The following is a 15787-nucleotide window of genomic DNA, read 5'->3' as shown; positions in this document are numbered from 1 at the left end:
CAGCGGTTTTGGGCGGCATGCATCAACAGGAAGCAAAGCCCGACGTGTCGCGCTTTGAGTTGGAGGAAGAACATGGCGGGTTTGCCGACCACGGCACGCGTGGTGATCATCGGGGGCGGTGTCGTCGGCTGCTCATCGCTCTACCACCTCTGCAAGGCCGGCTGGACCGATTGCGTGCTTCTGGAAAAGAACGAGCTGACCTCCGGCTCGACCTGGCATGCCGCCGGCAACGTGCCGACCTTTTCCTCGTCGTGGTCGCTGATGAACATGCAGCGCTACTCGACCGAGCTTTACCGGGGTCTGGCCGAAGCCGTCGACTATCCGATGAACTACCATGTCACCGGCTCGCTCCGGCTTGCTCATAGCAATGAGCGCATGCAGGAATTCCAGCGCGCCAAGGGCATGGGCCGCTACCAAGGCATGGACATCGACGTCGTCGGTCTCGATGAGATCAAGCGCCGCTACCCCTTCATCGAGACGCATGAGCTGAAGGGCGCGCTCTATGATCCGAGCGACGGCGACATCGACCCGGCGCAGCTGACCCAGGCGCTCGCCAAGGGCGCGCGCGACATGGGCGCGAAAATCATCCGCTTCTGCCCGGTCACCGGCGTGCGCCGCGAGAACGGCGAATGGGTGGTTACCACCCCACAGGGCGAAATCCGCTGCGAGATCGTCATCAACGCGGCCGGCTACCGCGCCGCCGAAGTCGGAAAGATGTTCGGCCGCGAAGTGCCGATGATGGTGATGAGCCATCAGTACATATTGTTCGAGGAAATCCCCGAGCTCGCCGCATGGTCGAAGGAACAGGGCAAGAAACTGCCGCTGCTGCGCGACGTCGATACGTCCTATTATCTGCGCCAGGAAAAGACCGGCATGAATCTCGGCCCCTATGAGCGCAATTGCCGCGCGCATTGGGCGACCCACAACGATCCGATGCCGGAGGATTTTTCCTTCCAGCTTTTCCCCGACGATCTCGACCGCCTCGAGCACTACCTCGCCGATGCCGTGGCTCGCGTGCCGATCCTCGGCACCGCCGGCCTCTCCAAGGTGATCAACGGGCCGATCCCCTACGCGCCGGACGGCAACCCGCTGATCGGGCCGATGCCCGGCGTGCCGAATGCCTTCGAGGCCTGCGTCTTCACCTTCGGCATCGCACAAGGGGGCGGCGCCGGCAAGGTGCTGGCCGAGTGGGTCACCGAGGGCCAGACCGAATGGGATATGTGGTCCTGCGATCCGCGCCGGTTCACGAGCTTTGCCTCGGCCCCCGACTATTGCGTCGCCAAGGGCATGGAGATCTACGGCAATGAATACGCCATCCAGTTCCCGCGTCATGCCTGGCCGGAGGGGCGCGACCGCAAGCATTCGCCGCTGCATGAGCGCATCAAGGCGCTGGGCGGCCAGTTCGACGCCTATAATGGCTGGGAGCGCGCCACCTGGTATGCGAAGCCCGGCGACGACACATCGGAAGAATCCACCCTCACCTTCCGCCGCGAAGGTCCGTGGCACCGCGCGGTGCGCGAAGAATGCCTCGCGGTGCGCGATGCCGCCGGCATCCTCGACCTGCCCGGCTTCTCGCGCTTCAACCTCGAAGGTGCGGGCGCGGCCGACTGGCTGGCAAGGCAGGTCACAGGCCTGGTGCCGAAGCCCGGCCGCATCGGCCTCGTCTATTTCGCCGACGACAAGGGCCGCATCGTTACCGAAATGTCGGTGGTACGCCATGGCGAGGACCAGATGACGTTGATCACCGCGGCGGTGGCGCAATGGCACGATTTCGAATGGCTGAAGTCGCGCATGCCGGCCGACGCAGCCTTCACGCTGACCGACCGGACGGAGGAATACTCGACCCAGATCCTCGCCGGCCCGAACTCGCGCAAGATCCTGGCCGAGGTTTGCGAGGCGGACTTGACGCTGCCCTGGCTGACGCATCAGGACACGACTATCGCCGGACGCTGGGCGAAACTGGTGCGCGTCTCCTTCGCCGGCGAGCTCGGCTGGGAGATCCACACCAAGGTCGCCGACACGACGGCCGTCTTCGATGCCGTCTGGGCCGCCGGCCAGAGGCACAGGCTGAAACCCTTCGGCATGTATGCGCTGGATTCGCTGCGGCTGGAGAAAGGCTACCGCGCCTGGAAGGGCGATCTCTCGACCGACTATTCGATCCTGCAGGGCGGCCTGGAGCGCTTCGTCAAATGGGACAAGCCCGACTTCCGCGGCAAGGCGGCTTTGCTCAATGAAAAGCAGCAGGGCGTGAAGAAGCGTTTCGTCACGCTGGTCGTCGAAAATCCCGGCGATTGCGACGCGCCCTATATGTCGGCGCTGTGGCACGGCGGCAGCATCGTCGGCGAGACGACGTCGGGCGGCTGGGGCCACCGGGTCGGCAAGTCGATTGCGCTTGGCATGCTGCGCGCCGATCTCACGCAGCCGGGCACGGCCATCGAAATCGAGATTTTTGGCGATCGCTTCAAGGCCGTCGTCCAGAACGACGAGCCGCTGTGGGATCCGAAGAACGAGAGGTTGCGGGCATGACCTCCGTCATCCTCACCGATGGCGGCATGGGCCAGGAACTGGTCCGGCGCAGCAGGTCCGAGCCGACGCCGTTATGGTCGGCCAGGGTGCTGATCGACGAGCCGGACCTGGTGCGCGACCTGCACGCGGAATTCATCCGTGCCGGCGCACGTGTCATCACCATCAACACCTATTCGGCAACGCCGGAACGCCTGGCGCGCGAGGGCGCCGAAGATCTGTTCAAGCCGTTGCAGAAGCGCGGCATCGAACTGGCGAGGCAGGCTCGCGACGAAGCGGGCGACGCAGCCATAGCCGGCTGCCTGTCGCCTCTGTTCGGAAGCTACGCGCCGGCGCTGACCATCTCCTTCGAAGAGACGCTCGATATCTATCGCCGCATCGTCGCCGAGCAGGCCGACGGCGTCGATCTGTTCCTGTGCGAGACGATGGCTTCCGCCGAGGAGGCCCGCGCGGCCGTCACCGCGGCATCCGAAAGCGGCAAGCCGGTTTGGGTGTCCTGGACGCTCGCCGATCATGGCACACCGCGCCTGCGCAGCGGCGAAACCATTGCTGCCGCCGTCAACGCTCTCGGCGACCTGCCGGTCGCGGCGCGGCTACTCAACTGCTGCCGGCCCGAAGCCATTGCCGCCGCCTTGCCCGAACTCGTCGCGCTGGGTGGAGCGGTGGGCGCCTATGCCAATGGCTTCACCTCGGTCGAGGCATTGAAGCATGGCGGCACGGTCGAGGTGCTGCACGCCCGCCATGATCTCGATCCGCAAGACTATGCCGACCAGGCTATCGGCTGGGTCGATGCCGGCGCCGGCATTGTCGGCGGCTGCTGCGAGGTCGGCCCCGCCCATATCGCCGCCCTGCGCGACAAGCTCATGCGGGCCGGCCACCAGATTTCGGGAGTTTCCTGATGCCAAAGCCGTCAAAGCGCATTACTGCCATCGTGCCTTCCGGCAAGGATGGTTGGGAGGTTCATTTCGCCGCCTGGAATCGCAAGCAGGCCGGCGAAGACATCATCGTGCTCTCGGTCGGCGACCACGACTTCGACACGCCGTCTGAAACGATCGAGGCTTGCGTGACCGCCGTGCGCGGCAGCAACCATCACTACACGCCGCTGCCCGGCCTACCGCGCCTGCGCAAGGCGATGGCCGCGGCCTCCACCGCTTGCGCCGGCGTCCTGACGGAACCCGACGAAGTCATCGCCACGGCCGGCGGCCAGGGGGCGCTCTATGCCGCCGTGCAGGGCGTGCTCGACGCGGGCGACCACGCAATCGTCGTCGCCCCCTATTACGCCACCTACCCGAACACCTTCAGCGCCGCGGGCGCCAGTTTCACCGTTGTCGAGACGCCCGCCGAAGATGGGTTTCAACCCCGCGCGGAAGTGATTCGCGCCGCGCTCAAGCCCAACACCCGCGCCATACTGATCAACACGCCGAACAACCCGACCGGCGCCGTCTACTCGCGCGAACGGCTCGAGCAACTGGCCGAAATCTGCAAGGAACATGATCTCTGGCTGCTGTCGGACGAGGTCTACTGGACGCTTGGCGGCGGCGAGCATATCTCGCCGCGCTCGCTGCCCGGCATGGCCGAGCGCACGCTGGTCATCAACTCCATGTCGAAGAGCCACGGCATGACCGGCTGGCGCATGGGCTGGCTGACCGGGCCGAAAGCGATGATCGCGCTGATGACCGACCTCAATCTGGTCACGACCTACGGTCTTCCGGCCTTCATCTCGATCGCCTGCGCCGAGGCGTTGGAGAACCACTATGGCGTGAAGGACATCGCCGAGCGCTATGCCGCGCGACGCACCGTCTTCCTCGACGCCATACGCGGCGCCAATGAAGTCACCGTGCGCGGCTCCGAAGGCGGCATGTACATCATGCTCGATGTCTCCGCCGTCGAGCCCGACGACGAGAAATTCGCCTGGGCGCTGCTCGACAAGGAAAAGGTCGGCGTCATGCCCGGATCGAGCTTCGGCGAGGCCGCCGCCGGCCACATCCGCATCAGCCTCTGCCAGCCCGAGCCCATCCTCAAGGAAGCAGCGCTTCGCGTGCGCCGCTTCGCTTCCAACTACCGCCGCGAGGCCGCATGACCAAGACCATCCCCAGCAAAGCCCGCGCCGTCATCATCGGTGGCGGCGTCTCCGGCTGCTCGGTCGCCTATCATCTGGCCAAGCTCGGCTGGACCGACATCGTGCTGCTTGAGCGCAAGCAGCTCACCTCAGGCACCACCTGGCATGCGGCCGGACTGATCGGCCAGTTGCGCGGCTCGCAGAACATGACGCGGCTGGCGAAATATTCGGCCGACCTCTACGTCAAGCTCGAGGCCGAGACCGATGTCGGCACCGGCATGCGCCAGGTCGGCTCGATCACCGTCGCGCTGACCGAAGAGCGCAAGCACGAGATCTATCGGCAGGCATCGCTCGCCCGCGCCTTCGATGTCGACGTGCGCGAGATCTCGCCGAGCGAAGTCAAGGAGATGTACCCGCACCTCAACGTCTCGGACGTGGTCGGCGCGGTGCATTTGCCGCTCGACGGCCAGTGCGATCCGGCCAACATCGCCATGGCGCTGGCCAAGGGCGCGCGCCAGCGCGGCGCGACGATCATCGAGAATGTCAAGGTCACCAAGGTCCACACGAAGAATGGCCGCGTCTCCGGCGTCTCCTGGGCGCAGGGCGAAGAGCAAGGCACGACCGAAACCGACATCGTCGTCAACTGCGCCGGCATGTGGGCGCGCGAGCTCGGCCGACAGAACGGCGTCACCATCCCGCTGCATGCCTGCGAGCATTTCTATCTCGTCACCGAGCCGATTCCCGGCCTGTCCCGCCTGCCGGTGCTGCGTGTGCCGGACGAGTGCGCCTACTACAAGGAGGACGCCGGCAAGATGATGCTCGGCGCCTTCGAGGCGGTGGCGAAGCCCTGGGGCATGGACGGCATCCGCGAGGATTTCTGCTTCGACCAGTTGCCCGAGGACATGGATCATTTCGAGCCGATCCTCGAAATGGGCGTCAACCGCATGCCGATGCTGGGCACCGCCGGCATCCACACCTTCTTCAACGGTCCGGAGAGTTTTACCCCCGACGATCGCTACTATCTCGGCGAGGCGCCGGAACTTGCCGGCTACTGGATGGCGACCGGCTACAATTCGATCGGCATCGTCTCCTCGGGCGGCGCCGGCATGGCGCTGGCGCAATGGATCAACGACGGCGAGGCGCCCTTCGACCTTTGGGAAGTCGACATCCGCCGCGCCCAGCCCTTCCAGAAGAACCGCCGCTATCTCAAGGAGCGCGTGTCGGAAACGCTCGGCCTGCTCTACGCCGACCATTTCCCCTATCGCCAGATGGCGACCTCGCGCGGTGTGCGCCGCTCGCCTTTGCATGAACATTTGAAGGCGCGCGGCGCCGTCTTCGGCGAGGTGGCGGGCTGGGAGCGCGCCAACTGGTTCGCGCGCGATGGCCAGGAGCGCGAATACCGCTATTCGTGGAAGCGGCAGAACTGGTTCGACAACCAACGCGAGGAGCATCTGGCCGTGCGCAACGGCGTCGGCCTGTTCGACATGACCTCCTTCGGCAAGATCCGCGTCGAAGGCCGCGATGCCTGCGCGTTCCTGCAGCGGCTTTGCGCCAACGACATGGACGTGGCTCTCGGCAAGATCGTCTACACGCAGATGCTCAACCAGCGCGGCGGCATCGAGAGCGACCTCACCGTGACGCGGCTGTCGGAGACGGCCTATTTCCTGGTCGTGCCGGGCGCCACCTTGCAGCGCGACCTTGCCTGGCTGCGCAAGCATGTCGCCGACGAATTCGTCGTCATCACCGACGTGACCGCCGCCGAAGCCGTCATCTGCCTGATGGGACCGGAAGCGCGAAACCTGATCCGGAAGGTCAGCCCGAACGATTTTTCCAACGAAGCCAATCCGTTTGGCACTTTCCAGGAGATCGAGATCGGCATAGGCCTCGCCCGAGCGCATCGCGTCACCTATGTCGGCGAGCTTGGCTGGGAACTCTATGTCTCGACGGAGCAGGCCGCCCACGTCTTCGAGGCGATCGCTGAATCCGGCGCCGATGTCGGCCTGAAGCTTTGCGGCCTGCATACGCTCGATTCCTGCCGCATCGAAAAGGCCTTCCGCCATTTTGGCCACGATATCACCGACGAGGACAATGTGCTGGAGGCCGGACTGGGCTTCGCGGTGAAGACGAGCAAAGCAGGCTTTATCGGCCGCGATGCGGTGCTCAGGAAGAAGGAAGCTGGCCTATCACGCCGGCTGGTGCAGTTCCGCCTGAAAGACCCTGAGCCCCTGCTCTTCCACAACGAGGCGATCCTGCGCGACGGCAAGATCGTCGGCCCGATCACCTCCGGCAATTACGGCCACCATCTCGGCGGCGCGATCGGCCTGGGTTACGTGCCGTGCGAGGGCGAAAGCGAGGCGGACGTGCTTGCCTCATCCTACGAGGTCGAGATCGCCGGTGAGCGCTTCGCGGCGGAGGCGTCGTTGAAGCCGATGTACGATCCTAAGGCGGAACGGGTAAGGATGTAGCCTTTCTTCTGTTCACTTCGGACAGGATTGCCGCAGGCGTGACCACGCGACCGTTGTTACTTGTCCGGCATGGTTGAGGGATCGCGAGCACCATGACGAATACCGATAATCACGATTTCGTCGGCTGAAGGCTCGTAGTAGATCAGATAGGATAAGGTCTCACGACGATCCGGCGCATCGGCTTTCGTCTGTAGCGCCGCCGCTTAGCGGATGTTCAAGCAATAAATTGATGACCGCATGGAGCCTAGCTTGGATCCGCTTCGCTCCTCTGGGTGACTGCAATGCGATATTGCCGAGAACTTCATCTAACTCGGCTAACGCCGCCAGCGTATAACGAAGCTTCACAGGCCGTGCTTCGCCCAAATAGCACGGACTTCCTCGTCGGTTGCAAATTCACCGCGCGCGGCCTGCGCCCGGGACATTGCGAGCGAGGCTTTTTCCTCTCGGCCCAGTTGATGAACAGGTTCGTCCCCCTCATCACCCGCGAGCCGCAAGAGGACAGGCGCATACTCGTCCTGCAATTCAGGAGGCAAGGTGCGGACACGTTGGACAGCATGTTCGAAGAGCTTGGTCATGCCTCTAATATGCACTTCATTTCCGCATAAAAAAAGGCAAACTCGTTCGGCGCGATCCCACAGGAAAGTCGAAGTCCCCTAAAACCGCTCCAGCGTCCTTTGAACTTTGATCAAAAACGCCGCCCTGCTCTTCGGCGTCGAGGCATCCATCAGATAATGCGCCAGGAAGAACGTCTTGCAACGCGTGGCGCACAGCGCCCGCATGCCGCGCAGGATGGTCTTGCGGCCGGGCTGGCCGACGACCACGCTCCACCAGGTCGGCGCGCCGCAGGTGGTGATGACGCCGACCTTGGTGACATGCGTCATCAACGACTTGATCCGCCCCTTACCGGCCGGCAGTTGGAAGGCGATGTCGGTCGCCCAGACCCGGTCGAACCAGCCCTTCAGCATCGCCGGCAGGCCATACCACCAGGTCGGATAGATGAAGAGGATCGCCTGCGCCCATCGCAGATGTTCGAAATGCGGTGTCAGCGCCGGGTCTTCCGGCGCCCGGTCGTTGTAGAAGCGCCGCTCCTCGCAGCGCATCACCGGGTCGAAATTCTCGGCATAGAGGTCGAGCAATCTTACATCGCAACCCTTTGCCTTCAGCACCTCGACAGCAGTATCGCGGATCGCCGCGCAATAGCTTTCCGGCACCGGATGGCAATAGACCACCAACACGCGCATCAGAAGGCGTCCATCGTCGCCGAGACCTTCGCCATGAAGGCGTCGCGCGTCTCGTCGGTGGAGAGGTTCATCGAATAATGCGCGAGATAGGAGACGGAAGCGCCGGGCTTGATCGTGGCCCGCAGCATACGCTTCACGATCTTGCGCGGCGGGTCGCCCATCAGCATGGCGCGAAAACGGCTGCCGCCATAGGTGGTGATGGCCGCCATTTTACGGATATTGTGCAGCGTCGGCCGCACCTTGCCGTCGACCAGCTTGAACGACACGCCGGGCAGGAAGACCCGGTCGAAAAAGCCCTTCAGGATCGCCGGATAACCGTAATTCCAGACCGGGAAACACAGCACCAGCGCCTCGGCCCTCTGGAGCCTCTCCACATAGCCGGCGACCGCGTCGTCCGGCCCGCGCGGGTCGTGGTAGCCGAGCCGCTCGGCGCGCGTCAGCCGCGGATCGAAATCCTCGGCGTAGAGGTCGCAATCGTCGACAGCATGACCCGCCGCGGCGAGCCGCTCGACGATCGTCCGGTGCAGGCCGGCGTTGAAGCTGGTCTCCACCGGATGCGCGAAGAGCACGAGGATGTTCATCAACTCGCCTTTTGCAGGCCCTTGAACAGGAAGGTCCGGCCGGAGCGATAGTCGTAGTCCGGGTTTTCCCAGGCGATCATCTTGCCGGGATTGAGCAGGCCCTGCGGATCGGTTTCACGCTTGAAGGCGAGCTGGATCTCGTCGGTCTGCTTCATGCCGCCCTCCTCCAGCGTGTAGCGATGCGGGTTGAAGATCGGGCAGCCATTCTCCTCGTGCAGGCGGATGATCTCGTCTAGCCGCGCCTCGGTGGTGAACTTGACCAGCGGCAGGCCGAAGCAGGTGATGTTGCCGTCGAGCCGCACGAATTCCAGATGCGAGAACACCTCGCCCGGGAACATCGCGTCCATCTTCTCGACCAACGCCAGCTGGTTGGGAAACGGATAAAGCGACTGCAGATAGGTGACCGACGGGTCGACGCGCAGCGCCCTCAGCGTCGTGTGGTTCCAGGCCAGCTCATAGGCAGGCGGCAGGCCCTTCTTGTCCTCATCCGTCGCGGTTGCCGCGCTGAACATGACCTCGCCGCCGGCGCGCCGGGTGAAGGCCAGGAAGGCGTCGAGCCCATGCCGCGCCACCATGACGACGCAGACGCTCTGCTTCTCGCGCAGGAACTTCTGATGCCGCTTGAAATAGAGCTGCGGCACGGGTGCGGCGATCGGCGTGATCAGCTTGGTCAGGATGCCGTCCTGGCAGGCCAGCGCGTTGCCATAGCGGGCGGCGGCCATGAAACTGTCGAAGCCGACGATCACGTCGACCCACTCATAAGCCGCGGTCAGCGGCATCTCGACCTCGGTGATGATGCCGTTGGTGCCATAGGCATGCGTGACCTTGTGCAGGTCCTCGCCGGTGAGCTCGAGCACCTTCGGCTCGGCCTCCATGGTGACGACGCGCAGGCGCAGAACATTGCCGAAATCGCGCAGGCCGCCGAAATTGATCGAGCCGACGCCGCCTGAGCCGCCGGCGATGAAGCCGCCGATCGAGGCGGTGTTGTAGGTCGAGGGCGAGAGCCTGAGCTCCTGCCCGGAATGCGCCCGCGTCGCCTTGTCGATGTCGGCAAGGATTGCGCCCGGCCCGGTCACCACCCGCCCCGGCGCGATCGTCTTGATTTCGTTCATCTCGGCGAGGTTGAGCACCACGCCGCCCGACAGCGGCATGGCCTGCCCGTAATTGCCGGTGCCGCTGCCGCGCGGCGTTACCGGGACGCCGTGCTTGTGGCACGCGGCAAGCACGCGAATGACTTCGTCCTCGTTCTTCGGCGTGACGATCAGATCGCCGGTGACATGGTCGAGTTGCGCCTTCAGCACCGGGCTGTACCAGTAGAAGTCGCGGCTCTTCTGCTGGACGATGGCCGGATGGTCGTCGACCTTGATCCCGTCGAGATCGCGCTTCAGCACTGCGATATCCATCATCCCACCATCAGTTCGTCGAGTTCGGCATAGTCGGGCAGTTGGCGTTCGATCGCCCTGCCGTCGCGCACCACGATGCGATCCGATTCGGGCCGCGACAGCAATTCGGTCCAGCTGCGGCCCTTGAAGACGATGAAGTCGGCGCTGCCTCCGGCAACGAGCACGCCGGCGCCGTCGAGCCGCATCACCTCGGCCGGCGTCGCCGCCACCGCCCTAGGCCAGTCGCCGACCGGATGATCGAAATGCAGGATGCGAGTCGCCATGCGGTAGACTTCCAGCATGTCGAGATCGCCGTAAGCGTGGAACGGGTCGCGCGTGTTGTCGGAGGCCACCGCCGCCTTGATGCCGCGCGCCTTCATCTCGTGCAGCAACGTCACGCCGCGCCAGCGCGGCGTCGTCTCGTTGTTGCGGCGATCCTGCAGATAGAGGTTGCACATCGGCAGCGACACAATGGCGAGCCCTGCCTTAGCCACCTTATCCAGCGTGTCGAGAACCTCGAGGTCCGGTTGGCGCGCAAGCGAGCAGCAATGGCCGACCAGGATGTTGCCCTCGAAGCCGTTCCACAGCGACGCCTCGGCGATCTTCTTCAACGAGATGGCCGCGACATCGTCGGTCTCGTCGGCATGGAAGTCGAGGTCGAGCCCGTGCTTGATCGCCTGGGCGAAAACCTGGTCGAGCAGTTCCTCGAGATCGGGCACCATATAGGTGACGACGCCAAGCACCCCCTTCGCCGCGGCGACGCGTTTCGCCAATTTCTCGAACCATTTCTTGTCGCGCACGCCTTCGATGCCGAGCAGGCAGGCCGCCTGCAGGTCGATCCTGCCGCGCCATCTCTCCCGCATCGTTTCGAACACCGGCCAGGAGATCTCCTCTTGCGGCGGCACGCTGTCGAGATGCGTGCGCACGGCCTTGGTGCCATGCGCATAGGCTGAGCGCAGCGAGAAATCCATGCGGCGCGCGACGTCCTCGGCGCTCCAGCGCGCGGCGCGATCGGTGCCGGTGGCATTGAGCGCGCCCATGAAGGTGCCGTCGGGATTGGGCTTTCGCGGCCAGATATGGCCCTTGTCGATATGGGTGTGGCAGTCGACGAAGCAGGGCAGCACGATCCGGCCCGCGAGGTCGATCGCGTCGGCCGGGAGCTTCGATTTGCCATGCGAGGCAATGCTGGAGATCTTGCCGTCGGCGACAGAGATGTCGGCAAGCGCGAAGCCGTCGCTGTCGAAGGCCGCGGCGAGGCCGGGCGTCAGCGATGCATGCAGCCGGACATTCGCAAGCCGGTATGACGCATTGTCCGGAATCAACTGCAACTCCCTTGGGTGACGAGACGAACCACCCTAGCGCTCCTGCTCCAGCGCGCTCTCGTGCCAGCGACGCAGGATGAGATGCGACACCAGCGACAGCACCAGGAAGATCAATATGCCGGTCAGCGAGATCAGGATGAGTGCTGCAAACAGGCGGGGCGCGTTGAGCCGATAGCCGGCCTCGATGATGCGCGATGCAAGCCCGGACGACTGCCCCTGCGCGCCGGCGACGAATTCGGCCACCACCGCGCCGATCAGCGACAGGCCCCCGGCGATTTTCAGCCCGCCGAGGAAATAGGGCATCGCCGCCGGCAGGCGCAGATAGCGCAATTGCTGCCAGCGCGTCGCGCCGTTGAGCTTGAACAGGTCGCGCAGATTGCGGTCGACCGAATTCAGGCCGAGCGTGGTGTTCGACAGGATCGGGAAGAAGGCGACGATCCAGGCGCAGAGCAGCAGTTTGACGGTCTGGTTGTTCACATAGATATTGATCAGCGGGAAGATGGCGACGATCGGCGTCACCTGCAGCACGATGGCGAAGGGGAAGAACGACATCTCCACCCATTTCGATTGCGCGAACAGCACCGCCAGCCCGACGCCGCCGATCACGGCGAGAGCCAAGCTGAGGAAGGTGATCCTGAGCGTCACCAAGAGCGACGAGAACAACAGCCCCGCGTCGTTGTGCAGTGTCTGCAGGACCACTCCCGGCCGCGGCAGGATATATTGCGGGATCTCGTTCCAGACGCAGATGCGATCCCACAGCACGATCGCCAACACCATGATCGCCAGCGGCAGCACCCATCTGCCGATGCGCTCCAGCCGCTCCTGGCGGGCGCGGTGCGCCTCTTCGGGATCGAGCTTCAACGTGGCGTCTTCAAGGGTCGTCATGGCGCGGTCCGGCGGTTGAGTTGATGGCGTCGACCAGCACGTCCGAGGCCTGCCGGCAAAGCGCGGCATAGTCCGGCGAGGTGCGGAACGCTTCGTCACGCGGATAAGGCGCATCGACGGCGAGCTCGCCATGGACGCGGCCCGGACGCGCGGCCATGACGACGACGCGGCTGGACAGGAACACGCTTTCGAACACGCTGTGGGTGACGAAGACGACGGTGAAGCGCTCGTCCTGCCAAAGCTCCAGAAGGTCGTTGTTGAGCTTGAAGCGGGTGATCTCGTCGAGCGCGGCAAAGGGCTCGTCCATCAGAAGGATGCGCGGCTTGGTCACCATGGCCCGCGCGATCGAGACGCGCATCTTCATGCCGCCCGAAAGCTCACGCGGCACGGCGTTCTCGAAGCCGGTGAGATGGACGCGCGACAGCATCTCCATCACCGTCGGCTCCGCCTTGGCGCGCGACACGCCCTTCAGCCTGAGCGGCAGCCAGACATTGTCGAAGACGCTGGCCCAGGGCAACAGCGTCGGCTCCTGGAAGACGAAGCCGGTGTTCGAGCGGTCGATCGAGCCGCGCCAGTCGAGCTGGCCGGAGGTCGGCGTCGACAGGCCGGCGATCAGCCTGAGCGCCGTCGACTTGCCGCAGCCCGAAGGGCCGAGCAGGCTCAGGAAATCGCCCTCGCGGATCGTAAGGTCGACCTTGCTCAGCGCCGTCACGCCGTTGGAAAAGACCTTGCCGACATTGCGCAGCGATAGCAGCATCGGGCTCTCTCCCGATGCCGCCGGCGTCTCAGCCACTTTCTCCTGGATCATCTCAGGCAGGCCGCCTTACTTCTTCAGCTCCAGCCCGACACCCTTGTTGATGAAGGCCAGCGTGTAGGCCTTCTTGATGTCGATACCCGGCTGCGCGACCTTGGCCTTGACCATCTTGTCGTAGAAGCTCTGGATGCGGGCTTCGTTCATCGTGCCGATGCCGAGCTTTTCCGAATCGCCCGAATCGACGACGCCGAACTTCTTCATCTGCTCGATCGAGAAGGCGATCTGCTCCTCCGTCATGTCCGGATTGTCCTTCTTGATCATGTCGTTGGCGGCCTTGTTGTCACCGTAGAGGTATTTATACCACCCCTTGGCCGAGCCATCGACGAAGCACTGCACAACCTCCGGCCGCTTGTCGATCGTATCCTGCATCACCTCGATGGTGGTCGAATACGTATCCCAGCCATAGTCGGCGAGCAGGAACTGGTTCGGCGTGAAGCCGCCCTCCTTCTGCACGGCGAACGGCTCGGACGTCACATAGCCTTGCTGGATCGACTTCTTGTTGGCGATGAAGGGCGCCGGATTGAACGTATAGGGCACGCGCTTGGCGGCATCGAAGCCGAGATCGGTAACCATCCACTGGAAGAAGGTCTGCGCACCCTCGTCGCCCATGATGTACTGGTCGGCGTTCTTCAGATCCTCCCACTTGTCGAGCCCCTGCCCCGGCTGGGACATGATGACCTGCGGATCCTTCTGGAAGTCGGACGCGACGACACGCATCGGAATGCCCTGCTGCACCGAGTCGAAGGCCGAAAGCAGATTGCCGCCCATATAGAAATCGATCTTGCCGGCAAGCAGCATCGGCCGGCCGCTGACCTGCGGGCCGCCCTGCATGATGGTGACGTCGAGGCCGCAGGCGGCATAGGTGCCGTCGGCAACGGCCTGGTAGTAGCCGCCATGCTCCGGTTCGGCCAGCCAGTTGGTGCCGAACGTCACCTTCTCGTTCGCGGCCGCGCTCAGCGTGCCCGCCACCAGCAAGGCGATCGAGCCCGCCAGGACCTTCCCATTTCCGATCATAAAACTCACCCTCTCTTGGCTCCGGCGCGCAACGCGCTGGGCTCGACACCATTGGTTCAAGAAGCAAGACACATGCCACCGCCCGGGCCGCCCGCTTGCGCGGCAGTCATTGCCGAGACCGGAAGGGTCATGCTGTACGCGAGGCATCGTGCCTATTTTTTGAACGCCTGTCCATAATCGCCCTGGCGGCATGCACCGCATCTTGAAGGTTTCATGAATCGAGCCTTAGTCTGCGGGCGCACAGGAGAATGCCATGCTGAAATACCTCGCCCCCAAGACGATCAAGCCGCCCTTCGCCCGCTACAGCCACGGCGTTGAGATACCCGCCGGAAAACGGCTGGTGCTGTGCTCCGGACAGCTGGGCATCGGGGCTGACGACCATGTTCCCGAGGACGCCGGTGCCCAGGCCGAGCTCTGCTTCAAGAATATCGCCGCGATTCTGAGCGAAGCCGGGCTGACCTTGAACGACACCGTTCGCATCAACGCCTTCGTCACCGACCGCGCACACCTGCAGGCCTATATGGATGTCCGCAACCGCTTGTTTTCGGACCCGGCGCCGGCCTCGACGCTGATGATCGTTTCCGGCTTTGCGCGTCCGGAATTCAAGGTCGAGGTCGAAGTTCTGGCAGCAGGCTAGCTGTTGCAGGGGATAGTCTTTAGACCTCAGGCCGGACAGCAGACCAATCGGGAGACGAAAAGTGACGACAAGACGTGTGTGGTGGGGCGATTACCGGACGACCGAATATGCCTCGATCGACGCCGAAGCGACCATCGCGGTGCTGCCTGTGGCGGCGATCGAGCAGCACGGCCCGCATCTGCCGGTCTCGACCGACACCTCGATCATGGTCGGCATGCTGGAGACGATGATCGCGCGCCTGCCCGACGATCTCGACATCCGCATCCTGCCGGTGCAGGCGGTCGGCAAGTCGAACGAGCACTTGCGCGCGCCGGGAACGCTCACCTTGCCGGCCACCACTTTGGTCGATGCCTGGACCGAGCTTGGCCTGTCGGTTGCCCGCGCCGGGGTGAGGAAATTGATCATCGTCAATTCGCATGGCGGCAATGAGGAGATCATGGGCATCGTTTCGCGCGAATTGCGCGTGCGCGCCAAAATGCTGTCGGTGAAGACGAGCTGGCAGCGTTTCGGCCGCCCGGCCGGCATGTACACCGAGATCGAGGACCGTCACGGCATCCATGGCGGCGATGTCGAGACCTCGCTGATGCTGCACTTCCGCCCCGATCTCGTCGACATGACCAAGGCGGATAATTTCGTCTCCAATGTCGCCCGCGCCGAAAAGGAATTCGCCCTGCTGCGCCACACCGGAACGCATGCCTTCGCCTGGATCGCAAGCGACCTCAACCCGAATGGCGTGGTCGGCGATGCCTCGATCGCCACGGCCGAGAAGGGCCGCCAGACCGCGGAAATGCAAGCCGACGGCTTTATCAATCTGGTCAGGGATGTCCGTAAGGCAAAGCTTGCAGACTGGCTGTCGTAGATAAA

Annotated in this window: 15 protein-coding genes; 6 read left to right on the top strand and 9 right to left on the bottom strand. The window is 64.0% G+C overall.

The window, feature by feature from the left end:
• The first annotated feature begins 72 nt into the window (after window positions 1-72).
• The 4 genes from FJ957_RS05680 to FJ957_RS05665 are packed head-to-tail and all read left to right on the top strand — an operon-like array spanning window position 73 to window position 7047.
• On the top strand, window positions 73-2526 hold the full coding sequence (locus FJ957_RS05680; protein WP_140829377.1) for an FAD-dependent oxidoreductase: 2454 nt from the start codon (window positions 73-75) through the stop codon (window positions 2524-2526).
• Window positions 2523-3422, top strand: a complete 900-nt coding sequence (locus FJ957_RS05675) for a homocysteine S-methyltransferase family protein (RefSeq protein ID WP_140829373.1) — start codon at window positions 2523-2525, stop codon at window positions 3420-3422. Before FJ957_RS05680 ends, FJ957_RS05675 begins: the two co-directional genes overlap by 4 nt.
• Window positions 3422-4603, top strand: coding sequence for a pyridoxal phosphate-dependent aminotransferase (locus tag FJ957_RS05670; protein WP_140829371.1), 1182 nt, complete (start codon window positions 3422-3424; stop codon window positions 4601-4603). Before FJ957_RS05675 ends, FJ957_RS05670 begins: the two co-directional genes overlap by 1 nt.
• Window positions 4600-7047 carry an FAD-dependent oxidoreductase gene (locus FJ957_RS05665; protein ID WP_140829369.1) on the top strand — a complete coding sequence of 816 codons (2448 nt, stop codon included), beginning with the start codon at window positions 4600-4602 and terminating at the stop codon, window positions 7045-7047. The genes FJ957_RS05670 and FJ957_RS05665 overlap by 4 nt, the downstream gene beginning before the upstream one ends.
• 159 nt (window positions 7048-7206) lie before the next feature.
• On the opposite strand, the gene FJ957_RS32140 is transcribed toward FJ957_RS05665, so the two are convergent.
• The 9 genes from FJ957_RS32140 to FJ957_RS05620 form a co-directional block, all read right to left on the bottom strand.
• Window positions 7207-7392 carry a type II toxin-antitoxin system RelE/ParE family toxin gene (locus FJ957_RS32140; protein ID WP_246685769.1) on the bottom strand — a complete coding sequence of 62 codons (186 nt, stop codon included), beginning with the start codon at window positions 7390-7392 and terminating at the stop codon, window positions 7207-7209.
• Entirely contained in the window at window positions 7389-7622 is a 234-nt protein-coding gene (locus tag FJ957_RS05655) for a hypothetical protein (RefSeq protein ID WP_140829367.1), read from the bottom strand. Before FJ957_RS05655 ends, FJ957_RS32140 begins: the two co-directional genes overlap by 4 nt.
• 78 nt (window positions 7623-7700) lie before the next feature.
• Entirely contained in the window at window positions 7701-8288 is a 588-nt protein-coding gene (locus tag FJ957_RS05650; protein WP_140829365.1) for an NAD(P)H-dependent oxidoreductase, read from the bottom strand.
• On the bottom strand, window positions 8288-8869 hold the full coding sequence (locus FJ957_RS05645; protein WP_181180502.1) for an NAD(P)H-dependent oxidoreductase: 582 nt from the start codon (window positions 8867-8869) through the stop codon (window positions 8288-8290). Before FJ957_RS05645 ends, FJ957_RS05650 begins: the two co-directional genes overlap by 1 nt.
• Complete coding sequence (locus tag FJ957_RS05640; protein WP_140829583.1) at window positions 8869-10272, bottom strand: FAD-binding oxidoreductase; 1404 nt, start codon at window positions 10270-10272, stop codon at window positions 8869-8871. Before FJ957_RS05640 ends, FJ957_RS05645 begins: the two co-directional genes overlap by 1 nt.
• Window positions 10272-11573, bottom strand: coding sequence for a cytosine deaminase (locus FJ957_RS05635; RefSeq protein ID WP_140829361.1), 1302 nt, complete (start codon window positions 11571-11573; stop codon window positions 10272-10274). Before FJ957_RS05635 ends, FJ957_RS05640 begins: the two co-directional genes overlap by 1 nt.
• Window positions 11574-11606: 33 nt before the next feature.
• Window positions 11607-12458, bottom strand: coding sequence for an ABC transporter permease (locus FJ957_RS05630; protein WP_140829359.1), 852 nt, complete (start codon window positions 12456-12458; stop codon window positions 11607-11609).
• Window positions 12445-13266: an ABC transporter ATP-binding protein gene (locus FJ957_RS05625; RefSeq protein ID WP_140829357.1), complete on the bottom strand. Its 822-nt coding sequence runs from the start codon at window positions 13264-13266 to the stop codon at window positions 12445-12447. Before FJ957_RS05625 ends, FJ957_RS05630 begins: the two co-directional genes overlap by 14 nt.
• A 15-nt stretch (window positions 13267-13281) precedes the next feature.
• A complete protein-coding gene (locus FJ957_RS05620) occupies window positions 13282-14286 on the bottom strand; it encodes an ABC transporter substrate-binding protein (protein ID WP_140829355.1) in 1005 nt (334 codons plus the stop codon).
• 253 nt (window positions 14287-14539) lie between these two features.
• On the opposite strand from FJ957_RS05620, the gene FJ957_RS05615 reads away from it, so the two are divergent.
• Both FJ957_RS05615 and FJ957_RS05610 read left to right on the top strand, forming a co-directional pair.
• Entirely contained in the window at window positions 14540-14923 is a 384-nt protein-coding gene (locus FJ957_RS05615; RefSeq protein WP_140678683.1) for a RidA family protein, read from the top strand.
• A 61-nt stretch (window positions 14924-14984) separates the two neighbouring features.
• The gene (locus FJ957_RS05610; RefSeq protein ID WP_140829353.1) at window positions 14985-15782 is read left to right on the top strand and encodes a creatininase family protein; all 798 of its coding nucleotides are present in this window, start codon (window positions 14985-14987) and stop codon (window positions 15780-15782) included.
• The last annotated feature ends 5 nt before the right edge of the window (window positions 15783-15787 follow it).

The organism is Mesorhizobium sp. B2-4-6 (assembly GCF_006442775.1).
Lineage (GTDB): Bacteria > Pseudomonadota > Alphaproteobacteria > Rhizobiales > Rhizobiaceae > Mesorhizobium.
This window is presented reverse-complemented; position numbering and strand designations above follow the sequence as displayed.

Bases quoted from the DNA above. Each gene is read 5' to 3' on its own strand.
- FJ957_RS05680 (WP_140829377.1), top strand. From the start codon at position 73: ATGGCGGGTTTGCCGACCACGGCACGCGTGGTGATCATCGGGGGCGGT.
- FJ957_RS05675 (WP_140829373.1), top strand. From the start codon at position 2,523: ATGACCTCCGTCATCCTCACCGATGGCGGCATGGGCCAGGAACTGGTC.
- FJ957_RS05670 (WP_140829371.1), top strand. From the start codon at position 3,422: ATGCCAAAGCCGTCAAAGCGCATTACTGCCATCGTGCCTTCCGGCAAG.
- FJ957_RS05665 (WP_140829369.1), top strand. From the start codon at position 4,600: ATGACCAAGACCATCCCCAGCAAAGCCCGCGCCGTCATCATCGGTGGC.
- FJ957_RS05655 (WP_140829367.1), bottom strand. From the start codon at position 7,622: ATGACCAAGCTCTTCGAACATGCTGTCCAACGTGTCCGCACCTTGCCT.
- FJ957_RS05650 (WP_140829365.1), bottom strand. From the start codon at position 8,288: ATGCGCGTGTTGGTGGTCTATTGCCATCCGGTGCCGGAAAGCTATTGC.
- FJ957_RS05645 (WP_181180502.1), bottom strand. From the start codon at position 8,869: ATGAACATCCTCGTGCTCTTCGCGCATCCGGTGGAGACCAGCTTCAAC.
- FJ957_RS05640 (WP_140829583.1), bottom strand. From the start codon at position 10,272: ATGGATATCGCAGTGCTGAAGCGCGATCTCGACGGGATCAAGGTCGAC.
- FJ957_RS05630 (WP_140829359.1), bottom strand. From the start codon at position 12,458: ATGACGACCCTTGAAGACGCCACGTTGAAGCTCGATCCCGAAGAGGCG.
- FJ957_RS05625 (WP_140829357.1), bottom strand. From the start codon at position 13,266: ATGATCCAGGAGAAAGTGGCTGAGACGCCGGCGGCATCGGGAGAGAGC.
- FJ957_RS05620 (WP_140829355.1), bottom strand. From the start codon at position 14,286: ATGATCGGAAATGGGAAGGTCCTGGCGGGCTCGATCGCCTTGCTGGTG.
- FJ957_RS05615 (WP_140678683.1), top strand. From the start codon at position 14,540: ATGCTGAAATACCTCGCCCCCAAGACGATCAAGCCGCCCTTCGCCCGC.